The organism is Streptomyces sp. NBC_01092, from assembly GCF_045039535.1.
Classification (GTDB): Bacteria; Actinomycetota; Actinomycetes; order Streptomycetales; family Streptomycetaceae; genus Streptomyces.
Map to the genome: position 1 here is coordinate 10324314 of NZ_CP108659.1, position 17722 is coordinate 10342035.

The window sequence follows — 17722 nt, forward strand, 5'->3', positions numbered from 1 at the left end:
CCTCGATGAGGTGTCCTCGGCCTGCCACGCTAGGCCGACACACGCTTCAGGAGGATGACCGTGAGCGCTGACGGATTGCCCGAGACTGCTGCCACGCCCGGTGCTCCCTCCCCGCCGCCCGGCCTGGTGGTGGTCGGGCACTTCGACCAGCCGCCCGGGTACGCGGTCGACCGGCCGCGCGGCGCGGACAGCTGGCTGTTCACCTGGACGACCGGGGGCCGGGGCCGACTGCGGCACGGCCGCGCCGAGGCACGGGCCCGGACGGGGGACCTGGTGGTGCTCGCGCCGGGCGCGGCGCACGGCTACGGCGTCGAACCGGGCGCGCCCCACTGGGAGTTCTGGTGGGCGCACTGCCAGGCCCGCCCGACCTGGCGGTCCTGGCTGCGCCCGTACGACGCCGGTGAGGGTCTGTACGTCGTCACGCCGACGCCGGACACGGTCCGCGGCCGGGTCGAGGCGGCGTTCCGCAGGATGCTCGCCGACGCCCGCTGGACGGGCACGGAGGCGCCGCCCGCCCCCGCGGCGGGGGAGGAGCCGGTCGCCGTCGCCCACGGCGCCGCGGCCCGCGAACTCGCCCTGTGCTCACTGGAGGAGGTCGTCCTGCTCACCGCAGGCACCGCGCGGACGGCGCCGCCCCGCCCCGGAGTCGACGCCCGGGTGCGGCGGGCGCAGGCGCTGATCGACGCCGACCCGGCCGCCCCGCACACGGTCCGCTCACTCGCGGAGCACGTCGCGCTCTCGCCCTCCCGGTTCGCCCACCTCTTCACCGGGCAACTCGGCCAGTCGCCGATGGGCGTGTTGCGCGAGGCACGTCTGCGACACGCCGCCCGGCTGCTGGAGAGCACCGGCCTGTCCGTGGAGCGCGTGGCGGCCGCCTCGGGATTCGCCAGTCCCCCTCACTTCAACCGGGTGTTCCGGGAGCGGTACGGGCGGCCGCCGGGTACGTACCGGTCGGGTGGTCCAATGGTTGGCGCCCGACTTGTGAAGACGCGGTGAAGGCACGCTCGTACGTATGACCAGGCAGGAAAGTTGAAGAGCGGTCGTTCAATGGTTTGCGCGCGGGCCCGGGGGACGGTGGGTGATTACCATTTCCAAATTGCTCCGCCGCGCATTTTGTAATGATCGAGGCACGCTATTGACCACTCGTCAAATAGTGAGCGTCGCGCACGCCGTGCACAAAGACCGGAATCGCTTGTTCTCTGCCCCTGACCTGTGCAAAGGTGTGCCTCGCTCCCTTAAGCCCCACGCTTCACAAGGGCCGTGCCCGGAGCCTATCCCTTGGTATGGACCTTTTATGCCGCATGCCCTCCGGAGGAATGCCGCCGTGCATGACGCAGGCCTGTCGAATTCCCCGACCGACGCCCGCATCTTTGAAGTCACGGACGCTCAGCTGAGCGCCGAACTCAAGAAGTGGACGGGGGTGTCACCGGCGCTGCACCCGGTCGGTGAACTTCTCGACCGGCACTGGGAAGCGGGCTTCGCCTACGCGCGGCTGTGCACCGCGGACGCCCGCTCGGCGGGCATGCTCACCACGGCGGCGTTCACCCGGCTCTTCGGCGAGACTCTGCGGCAGACCGGCCCGACGGCCGCCTGGCGCCCCCAACTCCTCGTCACCGTGCGCCGTATCGCGGCGGAGTGGGACACCGACCGCAGACGGGAGCTGCTCCACCCCGAGCTGCGGTCCGAGGCGCAGGGCGCGGAGCGCGTCGCCGCACGGTTGCTGCCGCCGGCGAACCGCAGGCTGCTGTCCGGGGCCTTCCAGCGGCTTCCCCAGTCGGCGCGCTGCCTGCTGTGGCACACCGAGGTAGAGGCCGAACCGCTGTCCGTGCCCGCCGGACTCCTGGGCCTCGACGAGGAGTCCGGCCGCCTCGAACTCGACCGCGCCTGCGAGCGGTTGCGCGACGAGTGCCTCCAGGTCCACAGCGAGCTCGCCCCCGAGCACGAATGCCGCCAGTACCTGCGGATGCTGGACGTGACCTACCGGCGTGGCGGCGTCGACATCGACCCCGACCTGCGCGGCCACTTGAACCGCTGCGCGCACTGCGGCGACACCGCCGACCAGCTGACCTTCTTCAACGACGGGCTCGGCGTCGCGCTGGCCGAGGCGGTGCTCGGCTGGGGCGCGAGAGAGTACCTGGTGGCGAGAGCGAGCTTGGCCGACGGCACGGCCGACGCCGAGTCGCTGGCACAGCCCGCTCCGAAACCGGCAGCGGCCGCGGCGACGGCGATCGCGGGCGAGTCCTTCTTCGCCGACGTCGCCGCCCCCGCTCCGCCGCGCCACGCCCCTGCTCCGCCGCGCCCCGCCCCCGCGGCCGAGGCCTTCGGTCAGACGGCCGAGAACTTCGGCCAAGCGGGAGAGTCCTTCGCCCGCCCGGCGGAGTCCTTCGCCCCCGGTGCCGAGGTGTTCGCTCCCGTGGGAGAGGCGTCCGCCCCCACGAACCAACCCTTCGCCGCCTTTGCGAGCCAGTCCTTCCCCGCTTCCGCGAGCCGGCCCTTCTCCACCGCCGCGAGCCGGCCTTCCGTCGCCGCCGACACTCCCGCCTCGCCCGCGGAGTCAGGCACCCGAAGGTCACGCCGTGCAGCCCGCCGAACCGAGGCCGGCACACCGACCGGAACGGATACCGGCGCCGCCCGCACCTGCACCGGCCGCGTGGCCCTCAAGGTCGCCCGCCGCGCCGCCCGGCGCCGCAACCTCACCGCCGCCGTCGCGACCGTGAGCGCCCTCGTCGTCCTGCCGCTGGTCATCTGGTCCGTCGGCGGATCCGGCGAGGACTCCGCCCCCACGGCCGGTGACCGCCCCTCCGAGGTGCCCGACGTCGGCACGGGCTCCGCCACCAGGAACCCGTCCTGGGCGGGCGCCGCCGAGGCGGCGAAGGGCGATCTGCGGGGCCAGCTGCACAACATCGACTCGGGGCTGTGCGTCGGCATCGTCGACGGGAAGGCCGTCGAGGGGGCGGAGACCGAGCTCACCAAGTGCGCCTCGGAGCCGGGGCAGCAGTGGGCGTACGAGACCGACGGAATGATCCGCAGCGGCGCCGACCCGGGCCTCTGCCTCGACTCCCACCTCGGCTACTCGGTGCGGCTCGCCCCGTGCACGGGCATCCCCGAGTCCGACACCAACAACATCCGCTACGACTTCACCCTCCAGGGCACCCTGGTGCCGCGCTTCGACCAGGACCTGGCCCTCAGCCCCGCCGCCACCGACGGCTCGGGCGCCCTGGTCCTCAAGACCCGCGAGGACGAGGGCGACGCCCAGCACTGGGTCGTCGACACGTCGACGGCGGAGCTCCAACTCGCGGTGGTCAACTGGGACTCGACGGCCGACACGCCGAAGACGGCCAGGCCGGCCCCGACTCCGACGCCCACTCCGCAGACGTCGAGGAAGCCGACGACCACACCGACGCCGACCGCGACCCCGTCGCCCTCGCAGCCGGCGTCCACCGGCCCGTCCGCGTCCGACGACTGCTACGACAACCCGTACGACTGCTCGTGGGACGGCGACGACGGCTGGTCCGGCGGCGGGTACGGGGGAGGCTACGGCGGTGGTTACGGGCACGGCGGCGGACGTCACTGAGCCGACGACGGGCCGCCGAAGCCCTGCCGCATCAGCCCCCGGTGCCCGGCTGGACCACCGTCAGGAACACCGACGACGCGTTCCCTGCCACGGGCACCTCACCGGCCGTCCACGCCACCTTCAGCGGATCCCGCTCGTCGGGCGGCGTCACGAGCAGGGCCTGCGGCAGGGCCGTACGGGCACCGCTGATCTCGGGGCTGGCGAAGGTCAGCCCCGCCCATGCGCTCCGGCCCGGCGTCAGCGTGACGGTCGTGGGTGTGTCGGGGGAGCGCTTGGGGTCCGGGCCGAGCTGTTTGCCGGAGGCGTCCACGAAGGCGGCACCGGGGTAGCCGCGCACGGTGCAGGTGCGGTCGCCGGCATTGGTCAGCACGATCGGGAAGTTCCGCTGCCCGGCGCCGGGACTGGGACGGCCGATCGACGCGCGCAGCTCGGAGGTGTGGCAGCGCGTGCCGGGATCGCCCGACTGCGTCGCGGGGTCGGTGGTGTCGGCAGAGGGCGGTCCGGTCGTGCCCGGCTTGTCGGAGGCCGGCCCGGTCGGCGGGCTCCCGGTGCCGGTCGTGGCCGGTGCCGACGTACTGGCGCCGGTGCCGGCCGGGGTCTGTGCCGCGCCCGCGGAGTCACCGCCGCTGCCGCACGCCATGAGCAGGCCCAGCAGTGCGACGGCGCTCACGAGGGGAGTCGCTCGGTGTAACGAGGGCAATACCCGTGCACGTCCCATGAATCACGACTCCCCGTTCTGGCGCCGACTACTCGCCCACTGGTCGCCTACTCCTCGTCGAGGAGCCCGATCTCCGCCCAGATGGTCTTGCCGTCCGCCGTGTGCCGGCTGCCCCAGCGCTGCGTCAGCTGGGCCACCAGCAGCAGCCCGCGGCCGCCCTCGTCGAAGGTCTTGGCGCGGCGCAGGTGCGGTGCCGTGTGGCTGGTGTCGGACACCTCGCAGATCAGCGTCGCCGCGTCGTGGATCAGCCGGAGCCGGATGGGTTGGGCGCCGTAGCGGATGGCGTTCGTCACCAGCTCGCTCACCACCAGCTCGGCGGTGAACGACGCCTGGCTCAGGCTCCAGACCGCCAGCTGCTCCACGACCTGCTTGCGGATGGGCGCGACGAGCGCCGGGTCCGCCGGGATGTCCCAGGTCGCCACGCGCGAGGCGGGCAGCCCCTGGGTGCGGGCCAGCAGCAGGGCCACGTCGTCCGCGACGCCGCCCGGCGGGAGCAGGGCGTGCAGGACACCGTCGCAGGTCTCGTCCAGCGAGTCCGACCGGGCCGACAGCGCGTCGCGCAACAGCGCGTGGCCGGCGTCGACGTCGCGGTCCCGGGTCTCGATCAGGCCGTCGGTGTACAGGGCGAGCACGGTGCCCTCGCGCAGTTCGATCTCGGCGGACTCGAACGGCAGCCCGCCCAGGCCCAGCGGCGGCCCGGCCGGCAGCTCGATCTCCCGTGCCTCGCCGCCGGGCGGGACCATGACGGGCGAGGGGTGTCCGGCCCGGGCCAGGGTGCAGCGCCGGGAGACCGGGTCGTACACCGCGTACAGACAGGTGGCGCCGACCTCGCCGGGCCCGGCCTCGATGCCCGCCTCCTCGGACAGCCGCACCACCAGGTCGTCGAGGTGCGTGAGCAGTTCGTCGGGCGCGAGGTCGATGTCGGCCAGCGTGCGCACGGCGGTGCGCAGCCGCCCCATGGTGGCCGACGCCTGGATGCCGTGCCCGACGACGTCCCCGACGACCATCGCCACCCGCATCCCGGACAGCGGGATCACGTCGAACCAGTCGCCGCCCACCCCGGAGCGCGCCGCCGGGAGGTAGCGGGAGGCCGCTTGGAGCGCGGCGGTGCGCGGCAGGGACCGGGGCAGCAGGCTGCGCTGAAGGGCGAGGGCGGTCTCGCGCTCGCGCGAGTAGCGGCGGGCGTTGTCGATACAGACGGCCGCGCGGGCCGTGACCTCCTCGGCCAGCAGCGCGTCGTCGGGCGTGAACGCCCGGCGGTTCCTGAACCGGGTGAGCACGGCGACGCCGAGGGTGGTGCCCCGGGCCTGGATCGGCACGGACATGGTGGTGTGGATGCCGTAGGTGTTGATCCGCTCGGCGCGCTTGGGGTCCCAGGAGAGCCACTGTTCGAGATCGCCGGTCGACGTCGAGGCGACGATGGTGTGGCCCGCCAGCAGCGCGTCGGCCTGGGGCGACGGGACGGGATACATGTCCAGGTGTCCGGGCTTGACCACGGCCTCGGGGCTGCCCGGGTTGACGGAGCTGTGGGCCGCCCGGCGCAGGCCGATCGGCGCGGACAGCGTGCCGGCGGGCGGTTCGCCCCCGTGCTCCGGAGGGTCCAGCAGGTCGACGCTGACGAAGTCGGCCAGGGCGGGGACACAGATGTCCGCCAGTTCCTGCGCCGTGCGGGTGACGTCCAGGGTGGTACCGATGCGGACGCTGGCCTCGTTCACCAGCTGGAGCCGCTCCTGGGCCAGGTACTGCTCGGTGAAGTCGTGCGCGGCGACGGAGACGCCGCGCACCCGCCCCTTGGCGTCGGTGATCGGCGCCATCCGGGCCAGCCAGGCATGGGTTCTGTCCCCGCCGACCGGGACGTACGTCCGTACGTCGGTGCCCCGGCCCGTGGTGAGCACGCGAAGGAGCTGGCGCTCGATGTCCTGGCTCTGGCGCCTGCCGGTCAGCTCGGGCGCCCGCAGCCCGCGCACGTTCTCCTCGGAGAGGCTGAGGACCTCGGCCATGACGGAGTTGATCCTGCACAGCCGGAGCCGCTCGTCGTAGATCGCCATGGCGCACGGGGACGCCAGTAGGCTGACCTCCCCCAGCGGATCGCCGGGCGGACGCGGGCCGTCACCCTCGATCGGCGTGACCACGAGCCAGTGTTCGGGCCCCTCGTCCTGGGGTCGCACGCGGTGGGCGAGCAGCCACACGGACACCGTGCCGCCGTCGCGATGGCGCAGCGTGAGGACGCCGTCCCAGCGGTCGCCGTCCGGGGTGAGGGACCCGCCGTCGGCCTCGCCGACCAGCAGACTGGCGGCCGGGCGGCCCACGACCTCGGCCGCCGGATGCCCCAGCAGCCGCTCGGCGCCGGCGTTCCACTCGACGAGCACGCCGCTGTCGTCGATGACCGCCCGGGCCGTCGCGGCCTCGTCGAACGGGTAATCCGGGCTCATGCTCGCCACTCCAACGCGCACACTCACGGTGAACAAGCGTGACATTTGCGCCCCAGCCTAGTGCTTCGGCGGCGTCCGCGAGCGAAACCCCCCGTCCGGACCGTTGACGGAGTGTCATGTTGCCGACAAGCATGGCTGCGTCCGCATCTGGGAGCGCTCCCATCGCGAGCGTCACCCGCACCTCTCTCCGAGGAGCCCAGACGTGAAACGACGCAGAACCGCCCTGCTGTCCCTGACGGCCCTGCTGGCGGCCGCACTCACCGCGGTCCCGGCCGCACCGGCCGGCGCCGAGGAGGTCGAACAGCTCAAGAACGGCGCCTTCGACACCACTACCGAGCCGTGGTGGACGACCAGCAACGTCACCGCGGGCCTGTCCGGCGGGCAGCTCTGCGCCGATGTGCCCGGCGGCACGGCCAACCGCTGGGACGCCGCCGTCGGCCAGAACGAGATCACGCTGGTGAAGGGGGAGTCGTACCGCTTCTCCTTCACCGCGAACGGCTCGCCCGAGGGGCACGTCGTGCGGGCCATTGTCGGCCTGTCGGCGGCGCCGTACGACACCTACTTCGAGGTGACCCCGGAGCTCAGCGTCTCCGGGAACTCCTACGCGTACACCTTCACCTCGCCCGTCGACACCCCGCAGGGCCAGGTCGCCTTCCAGCTCGGCGGCAGCGCGGACGCGTGGCGCTTCTGCATGGACGACGCCTCTCTGCTGGGCGGCGTCCCGCCGGAGGTCTACGAGCCCGACACCGGGCCGCGGGTGCGGGTGAACCAGGTCGCCTATCTGCCCGCCGGGCCGAAGAACGCCACGCTGGTCACGAACGCCACCGGGAAACTGCCCTGGCAGCTGAAGAACGCCTCCGGGGCCGTGGTCGCCCACGGCTGGACCGTGCCCCGCGGCACCGACGCCTCCTCCGCGCAGAACGTCCACTCCATCGACTTCGGCGCCCACCGCAAGCCGGGCAAGGACTTCACGCTGGTCGCCGACGGGGAGACGAGCCGCCCCTTCGACATCGCAGCGGCCGCCTACGAGCGGCTGCGCCTGGACGCCGTGAAGTACTACTACACGCAGCGCAGCGGCATCGCGATCCGCGACGATCTGCGCCCCGGCTACGCCCGCCCCGCCGGTCACGTCGATGTCGCTCCCAACCAGGGCGACGGCGCGGTGCCCTGTCAGCCGGGCGTGTGCGACTACACGCTCGATGTGACCGGTGGCTGGTACGACGCGGGCGACCATGGCAAGTACGTCGTCAACGGCGGTATTTCCGTGTGGGAGCTGCTGAGCACCTACGAGCGCGAACTGCTCGCCCGTACCGGGGAGTCCGAGAAGCTGCGCGACGGCACGCTCGCCATCCCGGAGAGCGGCAACAAGGTGCCGGACATCCTGGACGAGGTCCGCTGGGAGCTGGAGTTCCTGCTGAAGATGCAGGTGCCCGCCGGGCAGCCGCTGGCCGGCATGGCGCATCACAAGATCCATGACGAGCAGTGGACGGGCCTGCCGCTGCTGCCGAGCGACGACCCGCAAAAGCGTGAACTGCACCCGACGTCCACCGCGGCGACCCTGAACCTGGCGGCGACGGCCGCGCAGGCGGCGCGCCTGTACAAGCCGTACGACAGGCAGTTCGCGGCGAGGACACTGGCCGCCGCCCGCACGGCGTGGTCGGCCGCGCTCGCCCATCCCGACCGGTACGCCTCCGAGAGTGACGGCATCGGCGGCGGCACCTACGCCGACAACAACGTCACCGACGAGTTCTACTGGGCCGCCGCCGAGCTGTATCTCACCACGGGGGAGCGAGAGTTCGCGGATCGCGTCCTCGGCTCGCCCGTGCACACGGCGGACATCTTCGGCTCCCTCGGCTACGACTGGGCGAGGACGGCCGCGGCGGCCCGGCTGGACCTGGCGACCGTGCCGAGCGGGCTGCCCGGCAGGGACCAGGTGCGCCGGTCCGTGGTCGAGGGGGCGGACCGCTACCTGGCCACGCTGAAGTCGCAGCCGTACGGGATGCCGTACGCCCCCGAGGGCAACCTCTACGACTGGGGCTCCAACCACCAGATCCTGCACAACGCCGTCGTCATCGCCACCGCCTACGACATCACCGGGGCCTCGAAGTACCGTGACGGCGCGGTGCAGAGCATGGACTACCTCTTCGGGCGCAACGCGCTCAACCTCTCGTACGTGACCGGCTACGGCGAGGTCAACTCCCATAACCAGCACGCCCGTTGGTACGCCCACCAGCTCGACCCGAACCAGCCGAACCCGCCGGCCGGCACGCTCGCGGGCGGCCCGAACTCGGGCATCCAGGATCCCTACGCACAGAGCAAACTCCGGGGCTGTGTCGGTCAGTTCTGCTACATCGACGACATCCAGTCCTGGTCGACCAACGAGCACACGATCAACTGGAACTCCGCCCTGACCCGGATGGCCTCCTTCGTCGCCGACCAAGGGTGACAGTCGGGAAGCCCGCTGCCGACGGGTGCGGCAGCGGGCTTCCCTCACGACGAGCACCCGGCTAGGGGGTGACGTTCTTGACCGGGAGGTCCTTGCTCGCGCCCGCTATGTAGTAGTCCTTGGGTGCGGAGAAGACCACGAACTCGTTGTCGTAGTCCCGGATCTTCGCGCGGACGGTGAAGTTGCCGCGCGCGTCGGTGGTGGTCTGCGCGTTGTAGGCGCTCTCGAAGTACGTCCGCAGGAACACCCGGGTGCCCGCGATCGGGCCGTGCCCGGCCGGCCAGGCGACCCGGCCCTTCACGACGAGCGTGTCGCCCTCGCGCACCGTGGTCTTGTTGACCCGGTAGCTGATGGCGCTGGTCAGGGGCTTCACCTTGACCGTGGTGTCCGCGAACGCCATGTGGAAGTCGGTGGGGTCGGTGTCGTAGATCGCCCGGAACATCACCTGGTGGCGGGGGAACAGGTAGGGGCTGGGAGTGTTCTCGACACGGTCCGCGGGCACGTCCTCAAAGGTGAAGTGCCCCTCGGCGTCGGTGCGGACGGTGCCCGCACTGCGGGTCTCCCACTCGGTGGGATCGATGGGGTCGCCCCACGGGTTCCAGGTGTCGAACAGAACCGATTCCTCGAGCTGGACCGGTGCGTCGGCGACCGGCGTGCCGTCGGTGCGGGTCAGGGTGCCGGTCAGATCGACCGTGCGGTTCTTGTAGTCCGTCGTGGCGGTGCTGCTGGTGAAAGTCACCCGGTAGTCGTCGCCGTCCGCAGCGTGTACGGGCGGCACGACCACCGCGGTGGCGGCAAGGGCGAGAGCCGCGACGGTGGCCGATCGGGCGGCAGTTGAGCGCATGAACACGTGAACTCCGTTGGTGATGTGAGGGGTTGTCGTACCGGAACACCACAGGTGTCGGTATGGGGTGTGACAGCGGGACATCACCGGGGGTTGTAGGGATCGTCGGGAGCGGACCGTCCTAGTACATTCCGTTTGCCCTTTTGTTGCCTGTCCGTATCCCTACTGTTCGTGTTCCACGAGCTCGCCGGGCCGTTCGTGAGCGGTCAGGGTGTGGAGTTGTGCCTGGTCCAGCGGCTCGTGCACCTCGACGTACTCGCCGTGCGGAAGCCGCTTGATCACACCCGTCTCCCGGCCGTGCAACACCCTTTCCCTGTCCCGTAGTTGGAGACCGAGGCAGATCCGCCGCGTCACGACGAACACGGCCACCGGGACGACCAGCGCCGCGATACGGACCGCCCAGGTCACCGTGTTGATCGACAGATGGAGCCGGGTCGCCACGATGTCGTTGCCGCCGCCCGCCAGCAGGATCAGGTAGAGGCTGATCCAGGCCGCGCCGATCCCGGTGCGGACCGGGCGGCCTCGAGGGCGGTCGAGGAGGTGGTGCTCGCGCCGGTCGCCCGTGACCCGGGCCTCCAGGAACGGGTACACGCCGATGAAGACCAGCAGGAGCGGGAAGACCACGACCGGGATCAGCACCCCGAGGACGAGCGTGTGGCCCCAGAGGGTGATCTCCCAGCCCGGCATGATCCGGACCAGCCCCTCGGCGAAGCCCAGGTACCAGTCGGGCTGGGCGCCGGTGGAGACCTGGTCGGCACGGTAGGGGCCGTAGGACCAGACCGGGTTGATCATCGCGACGGCCGCCATCAGGGCGAGGGCGCCGAAGACCAGGAAGAAGAAGCCGCCCGCCTTCGCCATGTACACCGGCATGAACGGGGCGCCGACGACATTGCGTTCGGTGCGTCCGGGCCCCGCGAACTGCGTGTGCTTGTGGTACACGACCAGCAGGATGTGCGCCACCACCAGCGCCGCCATGATGCCCGGGATCACCAGGATGTGCAGCGAGTAGAAGCGGGCCACGATGTCGTCGCCCGGGTACTCGCCGCCGAACAGGAACATCGACAGATACGTCCCGACGATCGGGACGGACAGCAGCGCCCCGTTCACGAACCGCAGACCCGTCCCCGACAGCAGGTCGTCCGGCAGCGAGTAGCCGAACAGGCCCTCGAACAGGCCGAGGAACAGCAGGGTCCAGCCGAACAGCCAGTTGATCTCGCGCGGCCTGCGGAACGACCCCGTGAAGAAGTGCCGCATCATGTGCGTGAGCATCCCGGCGACGAAGACCAGCGCCGCCCAGTGGTGCACCTGCCGCATCAGCAGACCGCCGCGCACGTCGAAGCTGATGTCCAGCGTGGACGCGTACGCCTCCGACATGCGAACGCCGCCCAGCGGCACATAACTGCCCTGGTACGTCACCTCGTTCATCGACGGATGGAAGAACAAGGTCAGGTACACGCCCGTCAGGATCAGCACCACGAAGCTGTACAGACAGATCTCGCCGAGCAGGAAGGACCAGTGGTCCGGGAAGACCTTGCGCAGGTACTTCCGGCCGAGGGTGTGGATGCCGAGCCGGCCGTCGAACCAGTCCGCGACCCGCTCGCCCCTGCCGGGCGACTCCCGGGTGCTCATGCCTCCCCCCGGTGCACATGCGTGAGCTTCTCGGGATTGCTCACCACGTAGACGCCGCACACCTGCTCGCCGTCCGGCGTGAGGTCCAGGACCAGGACGGCGTACGGCTCCTCGCCTTGGAACAGCACGGCCGCGTCGTCGCCGTTGACCCGGCGGTAACGCAGGTCCAGCAGGCCCGCGCCGCCGCCCCGGCGCGCGTACGAGCCGAGCAGCCGGACCGCCTTGTCCCGGCCGTGCACCGGACGCAGCCCGGCGCCCCGGCGCTTGCCACCGCCGTCCGCCCACACCGTCACGTCCGGCGCGAGGATCTCCAGCAGCGCGGCGATGTCGCCGCCCACCGCGGCCCGCACGAACCGCTCGGTCGCCTCCCGCCGCACCCGAGGATGCGCCTCGTACAGCGGCCGCCGCGCGTGCACGTGCTCGCGGGCCCGATGCGCCAACTGTCGTACGGCAGCCGGTCTGCGGTCGATGATCTCCGCGATCTCCGTGTGCGGGTAGCCGAACACCTCGTGCAGCACGAACACCGCGCGCTCCAGCGGAGTCAGCGACTCCAGGACCACCAGCATCGCGAGCGACACGGACTCGGCGCGCAGCGCCGGGTCCTCGGGCGCCTCGTCCTCGCCCTGCGCGACCAGTGGCTCCGGCAGCCATGGGCCGACGTATGTCTCGCGGCGGCGGCTGATCACGGCCCGTCGCGTCAGGGCATGGTTGACGGCGATCCGCACCAGATACGCCCGCGGGTTCTCGACCCCGTCGAGCGGCGCGCCGCCGCCCCGCGCCGTCCATGACAGCCAGGTCTCCTGAAGGACGTCCTCGGTGTCGGCGACAGTGCCGAGCATGTTGTAGACGACGCCGAACATCAGCTCACGGTGCTCGACGAAGACGGCGGTCGCGTCGTCGGTGACGGTTTCGGGGATGTCGGACATACGTGGGGCCTCCCGGTGCGCGCTCACTACTGCGAGGCCCGGCGCGGGTCGGAATGTGACATCCCACGGCTGAATGTGACCTACGCCTCGGTGGCATCGGCGCGCGGTCGCCGGCCCGCAAGCCCGGTCCGGCGCCCCCTGGTACCGGTGTACATCACACTTGACCTGCTCGTATTTACGCGTGAGTACCCGAGCGGTACCGTGAGGAGCATGCCAGCTCTCAACGTGGAGTTCAGCGACCGCGAGCTAGAGGACCTCCGGCAGATCGCCAAGGAACGCGGTACGTCGATGAAGGCGCTCGTAAGAGAGGCCGCCGCGGCCGACATAGCCCGGCACCGGGCCCTGCAGGAGGGCGCCGAGGCGTTCCGCCGGTTCTTCGCGTCGCACGCCGACGAATTCGCGGCCGCCTTCCCCGACGACGAACCGTCCGCCAAGGGCGAGGGGCGGGCTGCCTGACCGATGGCACCTGTCATCCACATCGACGTGCCCTGGCTGCTCCAGCGGCACGAAGAGGTCCTGCCGGACCAGCCCACGATCAACGACTTCTCCGCGTTGGTCGCCGCCGTCGCCCGCCATCGCGTGGATCCGCCCCGTCTCGGCGTCGACTCCGACCCGGCCTGGCGGGCCGCCGCTCTGCTGCACACCCTCGCTCTGCTCAAGCCGCTGCCCTCGGCCAACGCCCGCTTCGCCTGCTCCGCCGCGGTGGCCTACATGTTCGTCAGCGGCGTCGGCATCGACCCGCCCTACGGCGCCCTGGTCGACCTCGCCCGTGACCTGATCTCCGGCAAGATCGACGTGTACGGCGCGGCCGACCGGCTGCGCGCCTGGCAGATCTGACCCCGCCCGCCCCTGCGGCGATCCCCGTTCCCTCCACCCCGGGGCCGCCGACCGAGGGCGGGAGGAACGGGGTCGGCGGCCCTCATCCTCCACAGGGCCTTCCGAAGGGGCCGCTTCCAGTGGACTACGTGGACGCGTACGCCGGGGAGCGTGCGTGGTGCTCCGGCGCGTGCGTGGGTTTCACACGGGGCGCATGGAATGCCGAAAGGTGGCGAGGGTGCGGCGAGTTGCCGCCGTATCTGACTTTCTTTCAATGGGGCTGATGTTGCCCAAGTGCCTTGTTGGTCATCAGTGTGCTGTGCAAGGGTGAACTACCCGTGGGGGGTTGGAAAAGACCGGAGCACATTCGTTCCGTGGGGAACCGGTGCGGATGGGCGTTGGTGAATTCGCGCTCCCCGCGCTCATGTCGAAGAGGTACACACCAAGCCACCGGTCCTTTTCGGCGATCAGAACTTCTGTGTCTTGCGCGTGGGAAGGAATCCGTTCAGTGCCCACCCCCCACCCCCCTCGCCCGCCTTACCCGCCGCCCGGCGGGGTTCCCGAAGAATCCGACGAAGGCCTCGCCGCCAGACTCCGTGGCCGGCCGGACGGCGAGGCCGCTCCGTCCGTCGCCCTGCTCATGGCGCGGCACTGGCAGCCGGCCCGCGAATACGCGGTGATCTGTCTCGCTTCCCCGGCCGATGTCGTGGACCTGGTCACCGCAGCCGCATTCCATCAGGTCCTCGACCGGCTGGCGCTGGGCGAACCGGCCCTCGCACTGCGCCCCCGGCTCCTCGTCGCCGTCCGGGACACCGTCCGGCAGTGGTCCTCCGACGACCGAATAGCGGGCGTTCTGCCGGAGCTGGGGAAACCCGCCGGCGGTCGCGGTATGCGTACCGCGAAGTCCATGACGCCCGAAAATCGGAAGCTTGCCGATCGGTCATTCCAGGCACTTCCCGGACTTGCCCGATCTCTGCTCTGGCACACCGAGGTCGAAGCCGAGCCGCTAACCGTCCCCGCCGGTCTGCTGGGCATGGATACCGTTACCGCCTCGGCGGCGCTCGAACAAGCGCGTGATAAATTCCGCGAAGGTTGTGTACATGCCCATCGGGAACTCGCGCCGACGAAGGATTGCCGGTTCTACAACCGCCTCCTCGACGTCCCCATTCGCCGCGGTGGGGCCCTGCTGCCGGATGTCCAGCAGCATCTGACTCAGTGCCGCTACTGCCGCAACGCCGCCGAACAACTGAGTCATTTCGAGGGCGGGTTGGGCGTGCTCATCGCCGAGGCGGTGCTCGGCTGGGGCGCACGCCGCTATCTGGACACCCGACCGGGCCGAGTCCAGGGCGGTGCGACCCGAGCCCGCGGCGCTGCCCGGCACGGCGCCGGCCGGCGCGGTCTGCTGGCGCGGATCCCCGCGCAGATCCGCAGACCCGCCGGGGGGCCGCGCTCCTCGCGCGCCCTGCTGACGGGGGTGGGCGTGGCCTCGGCCGGGCTGATCGCGATCATGCTCGCCGCCGGGTTGCTGTCGGACGACGACGGCGTCGACCCGGCCGCCTCGGCCACCGGCGGTGGCACGGCACCCCAGGTGCCGCCCGCCGTGTCCTCCTCGCCGCCCGGCACGGCCCAACTCCCCAACGCACCGCGGCAGACCAGGCTGCGCAACGCCGAGGCCGACCTGTGCCTCGACGTCCGGGGCGCGGCCAAGGCCGGGGCCGGAACCGAGCTGGCCGAGTGCTCGGACGACGACACCCAGCAGTGGTCGTACGAGAAGGACGGGCTGCTGCGCAGCGTGGCGGAGCCCGATCTGTGCCTGGACTCGCACGCGGACGCCGGTGTGGTGATCCTCGGCGCCTGCGTCGACGAAGACTCCGGGCGGGCCGGCGACGTGCGCTACGACCTCACCGTCCAGGGCGAGTTGCTGCCCCGCTGGGACGAGCAGCTCGCCCTGGCGCCCACCACGGCTGCCGCGGACGTTGACATCGTCGTCAAGGTCCGCGACGGCTCCGACGCACAGCGCTGGCTGACCGATCCGGCGACGTCGGCGAGCCCCGGCTCACTGTCCAGCGCGGAGGTGGAGACGCCGGGGGCGCGGGCCGTGCGGGTGGGGGAGGAGAACGCGTAGTCCTCTTCAGGGAGCGGCAGGGTCGGCCCCCCCCGGACCTGCCCGGTCCCGGCGTCGGCGTAGGTGAAGGCGCCCCCTGCGCGCCTTCACCTGTGCCGAGGTGCGGCCCTCGGAACGATGCGAGATCGACGGTTCATCGCATGGCGTCGACCATCGTCCGGGTGTCGGCGACGGTTTCGAAGGCGACCGGGACCCCCTCCTCCAAGCGCCACAGGTGGACGAAGCGGGACTCCATGCTCATGCCCGTTGCACGTCCGCGGCCCCGGTAGTGGCCGAGCGCGATCACCAGGTCCCCCACGGCGATGATCTCCGCCGGGAGCACGGCGAGCTCCTGCCACGCGTCGTTGATCCGGGCGAACGCGTCGGCCACCCCCTCACGACCGCGGTACCTCCCCCCGTACGGCAGTCCGGCCGCGACGACCCAGTCCATCCGGTCGCTCAGCGCGTTCACGAGCGACGCGACGTCACCGCGCCGCAGATCCTCGTACAGCGAGGTCACCACTTGATGGTTCTTCTGCGCCCGGTCGCTCTGCCGACCGATGGTCTCTTCGGTTTGCATCTCTCAGCACTCCCATGTCCTACCGGTTTCGTTGTCCTGCGGATACACAGTCATCGACCGGGGCGTGGCCGGCATCGGTCAACCGACCTATCGCTCACGAGCGCCAAATCCGTGGGGCCTTCGGCTCATGACTCAGGGGTGTGCCAAGCGTCCGCGAACGGTAACAGCGCCGTCGTGGGCCGAAGATCGCTCTTCCGTGCGCATCGTCGCCCCACGCATCGTGATGGGGCATCAGACGACCACGGGGGGCGGATTCCGCCGCGCCCCGGTTCCATGAAACGGGGACACGACCATGGCCGACTCCTGCAACACCAGGACCCTTCTCGCCACCGCCGCGCTCCTGGCCGGGGCCGCGCTCCTGACCGCCTGCAACGGCGACGACGTCACCGGTTCCAGCTCGCCGACCCCCGCGGGCACGTCCGCGGCGGCGGAGGCGAAGACGGCCGGCGCGAAGGGAGTGAGCGGGACCTTCGCCGGCGGCCTGGTGGAATACCTGGCGCCGGGCAAGCACATCGTCAGCGCCGACGGCAAGGAGCAGCAGTTCTTCCTCGCCGACGACACCGAGGTCTACGGCGCGGGTGCCATCTGCGGGGAGTACAACCCCGCCGCCGACACCGCCTGCACGATCGACGACCTGGAGAAGGTGCTCAAGAGCGGCTCGGTGGCCGCGGACGTGGTCATGAAGAACGGTGTGGCCACCACCGTCACCGAGCGGCCGGCACCGGACGAAGGCGCTGCCGTGGACGACAGCGAGCCCGGCACCGGCGCCGAGGAGGGCCAGGGGACCATAGAGGGCATCGACAAGGGCAAGGGCGTCAACGGCACCTGGTTCGGCAACGTCACCTACCTGGCGCCGGGCAAGTACACCGTCTCCGAACCCGGCGGCAAGGAGCAGCAGTTCTTCGTCGCGGAGGACACCGAGATCTGGGGCTACGGCGACATCTGCGGCGACGAGAACACGGGCGAGGGCGGCCAGGGCGGCACCGAGTGCACCGAGGCCGAGCTGGAGGCGGCCGCGAAGGGCGGCTTCAGCGCCGAGGTCGTCGTGGCCAACGGCATCGCCACCACCGTCAGGGACGATCACTGACGGCTCGGGCCCAGTCGGACACAACTGCGCGGCGCGGCCGGTATGGCCGCGCCGCGCACATGGGTACCGGCGAGGCTACGCCGGGCGCGAGGCGGGCGCGGTCCGCGAAGTGTCCGCGGCGGGCGGCCCGAACAACCTGAGCGCCGTCTCCCGGGTCTCGCCCGCCCAGGGCGCCGACCCCAGCGAGGACATGTCCACATTGACCTCGGTGCGGGTGCCCTCGGCGTGGACCGTCCCCCCGTCGTCGGAGACCACGCGGAAGGCATAGACCATGCTGCTCTTGCCGAGCCGCTCCATCCGGAAGGCCACGTTGACACGCCCGACCGTGCGGACCGGGCTGCGATACCGGACGGTCTGCTCGATCACGACGTGCACCACATCGGGGTGGGTCGGCACGCCGTCGACGAACGAGTACCCGGCCCGCGCCCAGATCCGTACCAGCGCACGCTCGACCAGCATCGGATACCGGCCGTTGTGCAGATTCCCCATGAAGTCGAGGTCGTCCAAGCTGACGTCGGCCGGTTCGACGCACTCCACTTCGACTGCTTCTGACGCGTACACCATTG

General features: G+C 71.2%; 14 protein-coding genes. 7 read left to right on the top strand and 7 right to left on the bottom strand.

What is annotated here, in order from left to right; translation table 11 throughout:
• Positions 1 to 54 precede the first annotated feature (54 nt).
• Positions 55 to 996 carry a helix-turn-helix domain-containing protein gene (locus OG254_RS45985; protein ID WP_405593722.1) on the top strand — a complete coding sequence of 314 codons (942 nt, stop codon included), beginning with the start codon at positions 55 to 57 and terminating at the stop codon, positions 994 to 996.
• A 328-nt stretch (positions 997 to 1324) separates the two neighbouring features.
• Positions 1325 to 3574 (top strand): ricin-type beta-trefoil lectin domain protein, encoded by a 2250-nt coding sequence (locus tag OG254_RS45990; RefSeq protein WP_405593723.1) that lies wholly within the window; start codon positions 1325 to 1327, stop codon positions 3572 to 3574.
• A 31-nt stretch (positions 3575 to 3605) separates the two neighbouring features.
• Here OG254_RS45990 and OG254_RS45995 read toward each other — a convergent pair whose 3' ends face one another.
• Together OG254_RS45995 and OG254_RS46000 are read right to left on the bottom strand one after the other, a co-directional pair.
• Positions 3606 to 4292 (bottom strand): DUF4232 domain-containing protein, encoded by a 687-nt coding sequence (locus OG254_RS45995; protein ID WP_405593725.1) that lies wholly within the window; start codon positions 4290 to 4292, stop codon positions 3606 to 3608.
• 47 nt (positions 4293 to 4339) lie between these two features.
• A complete protein-coding gene (locus tag OG254_RS46000) occupies positions 4340 to 6724 on the bottom strand; it encodes a SpoIIE family protein phosphatase (protein WP_405593726.1) in 2385 nt (794 codons plus the stop codon).
• Between the two features lie 202 nt (positions 6725 to 6926).
• On the opposite strand from OG254_RS46000, the gene OG254_RS46005 reads away from it, so the two are divergent.
• Positions 6927 to 9170 carry a glycoside hydrolase family 9 protein gene (locus tag OG254_RS46005; RefSeq protein WP_405593727.1) on the top strand — a complete coding sequence of 748 codons (2244 nt, stop codon included), beginning with the start codon at positions 6927 to 6929 and terminating at the stop codon, positions 9168 to 9170.
• Between the two features lie 61 nt (positions 9171 to 9231).
• Here the strand turns inward: OG254_RS46005 and OG254_RS46010 are convergent, their stop codons facing one another.
• The 3 genes from OG254_RS46010 to sigJ all read right to left on the bottom strand — a co-directional run bounded on the left by OG254_RS46010 (position 9232) and on the right by sigJ (position 12569).
• Entirely contained in the window at positions 9232 to 10014 is a 783-nt protein-coding gene (locus OG254_RS46010; RefSeq protein WP_405593728.1) for an acyl carrier protein, read from the bottom strand.
• A gap of 162 nt (positions 10015 to 10176) precedes the next feature.
• Positions 10177 to 11643 (bottom strand): cytochrome bc complex cytochrome b subunit, encoded by a 1467-nt coding sequence (locus OG254_RS46015; protein ID WP_405593729.1) that lies wholly within the window; start codon positions 11641 to 11643, stop codon positions 10177 to 10179.
• Positions 11640 to 12569: an RNA polymerase sigma factor SigJ gene (gene sigJ, locus OG254_RS46020; protein WP_405593730.1), complete on the bottom strand. Its 930-nt coding sequence runs from the start codon at positions 12567 to 12569 to the stop codon at positions 11640 to 11642. The genes OG254_RS46015 and sigJ overlap by 4 nt, the downstream gene beginning before the upstream one ends.
• 210 nt (positions 12570 to 12779) lie before the next feature.
• On the opposite strand from sigJ, the gene OG254_RS46025 reads away from it, so the two are divergent.
• The 3 genes from OG254_RS46025 to OG254_RS46035 all read left to right on the top strand — a co-directional run bounded on the left by OG254_RS46025 (position 12780) and on the right by OG254_RS46035 (position 15510).
• Positions 12780 to 13025: a hypothetical protein gene (locus tag OG254_RS46025; protein WP_048578995.1), complete on the top strand. Its 246-nt coding sequence runs from the start codon at positions 12780 to 12782 to the stop codon at positions 13023 to 13025.
• 3 nt (positions 13026 to 13028) lie between these two features.
• The gene (locus OG254_RS46030) at positions 13029 to 13406 is read left to right on the top strand and encodes a toxin Doc (RefSeq protein WP_351194866.1); all 378 of its coding nucleotides are present in this window, start codon (positions 13029 to 13031) and stop codon (positions 13404 to 13406) included.
• A gap of 487 nt (positions 13407 to 13893) precedes the next feature.
• Positions 13894 to 15510: an RICIN domain-containing protein gene (locus OG254_RS46035; RefSeq protein WP_405593731.1), complete on the top strand. Its 1617-nt coding sequence runs from the start codon at positions 13894 to 13896 to the stop codon at positions 15508 to 15510.
• A 133-nt stretch (positions 15511 to 15643) separates the two neighbouring features.
• Here the strand turns inward: OG254_RS46035 and OG254_RS46040 are convergent, their stop codons facing one another.
• Entirely contained in the window at positions 15644 to 16069 is a 426-nt protein-coding gene (locus tag OG254_RS46040; RefSeq protein WP_405593732.1) for a nuclear transport factor 2 family protein, read from the bottom strand.
• A gap of 292 nt (positions 16070 to 16361) precedes the next feature.
• Here OG254_RS46040 and OG254_RS46045 point away from each other — a divergent pair, with 292 nt between their 5' ends.
• Complete coding sequence (locus OG254_RS46045; RefSeq protein WP_405593734.1) at positions 16362 to 17156, top strand: hypothetical protein; 795 nt, start codon at positions 16362 to 16364, stop codon at positions 17154 to 17156.
• 75 nt (positions 17157 to 17231) lie between these two features.
• Here OG254_RS46045 and OG254_RS46050 read toward each other — a convergent pair whose 3' ends face one another.
• The gene (locus tag OG254_RS46050; protein ID WP_405593735.1) at positions 17232 to 17720 is read right to left on the bottom strand and encodes an acyl-CoA thioesterase; all 489 of its coding nucleotides are present in this window, start codon (positions 17718 to 17720) and stop codon (positions 17232 to 17234) included.
• Between the last annotated feature and the right edge of the window lie 2 nt (positions 17721 to 17722).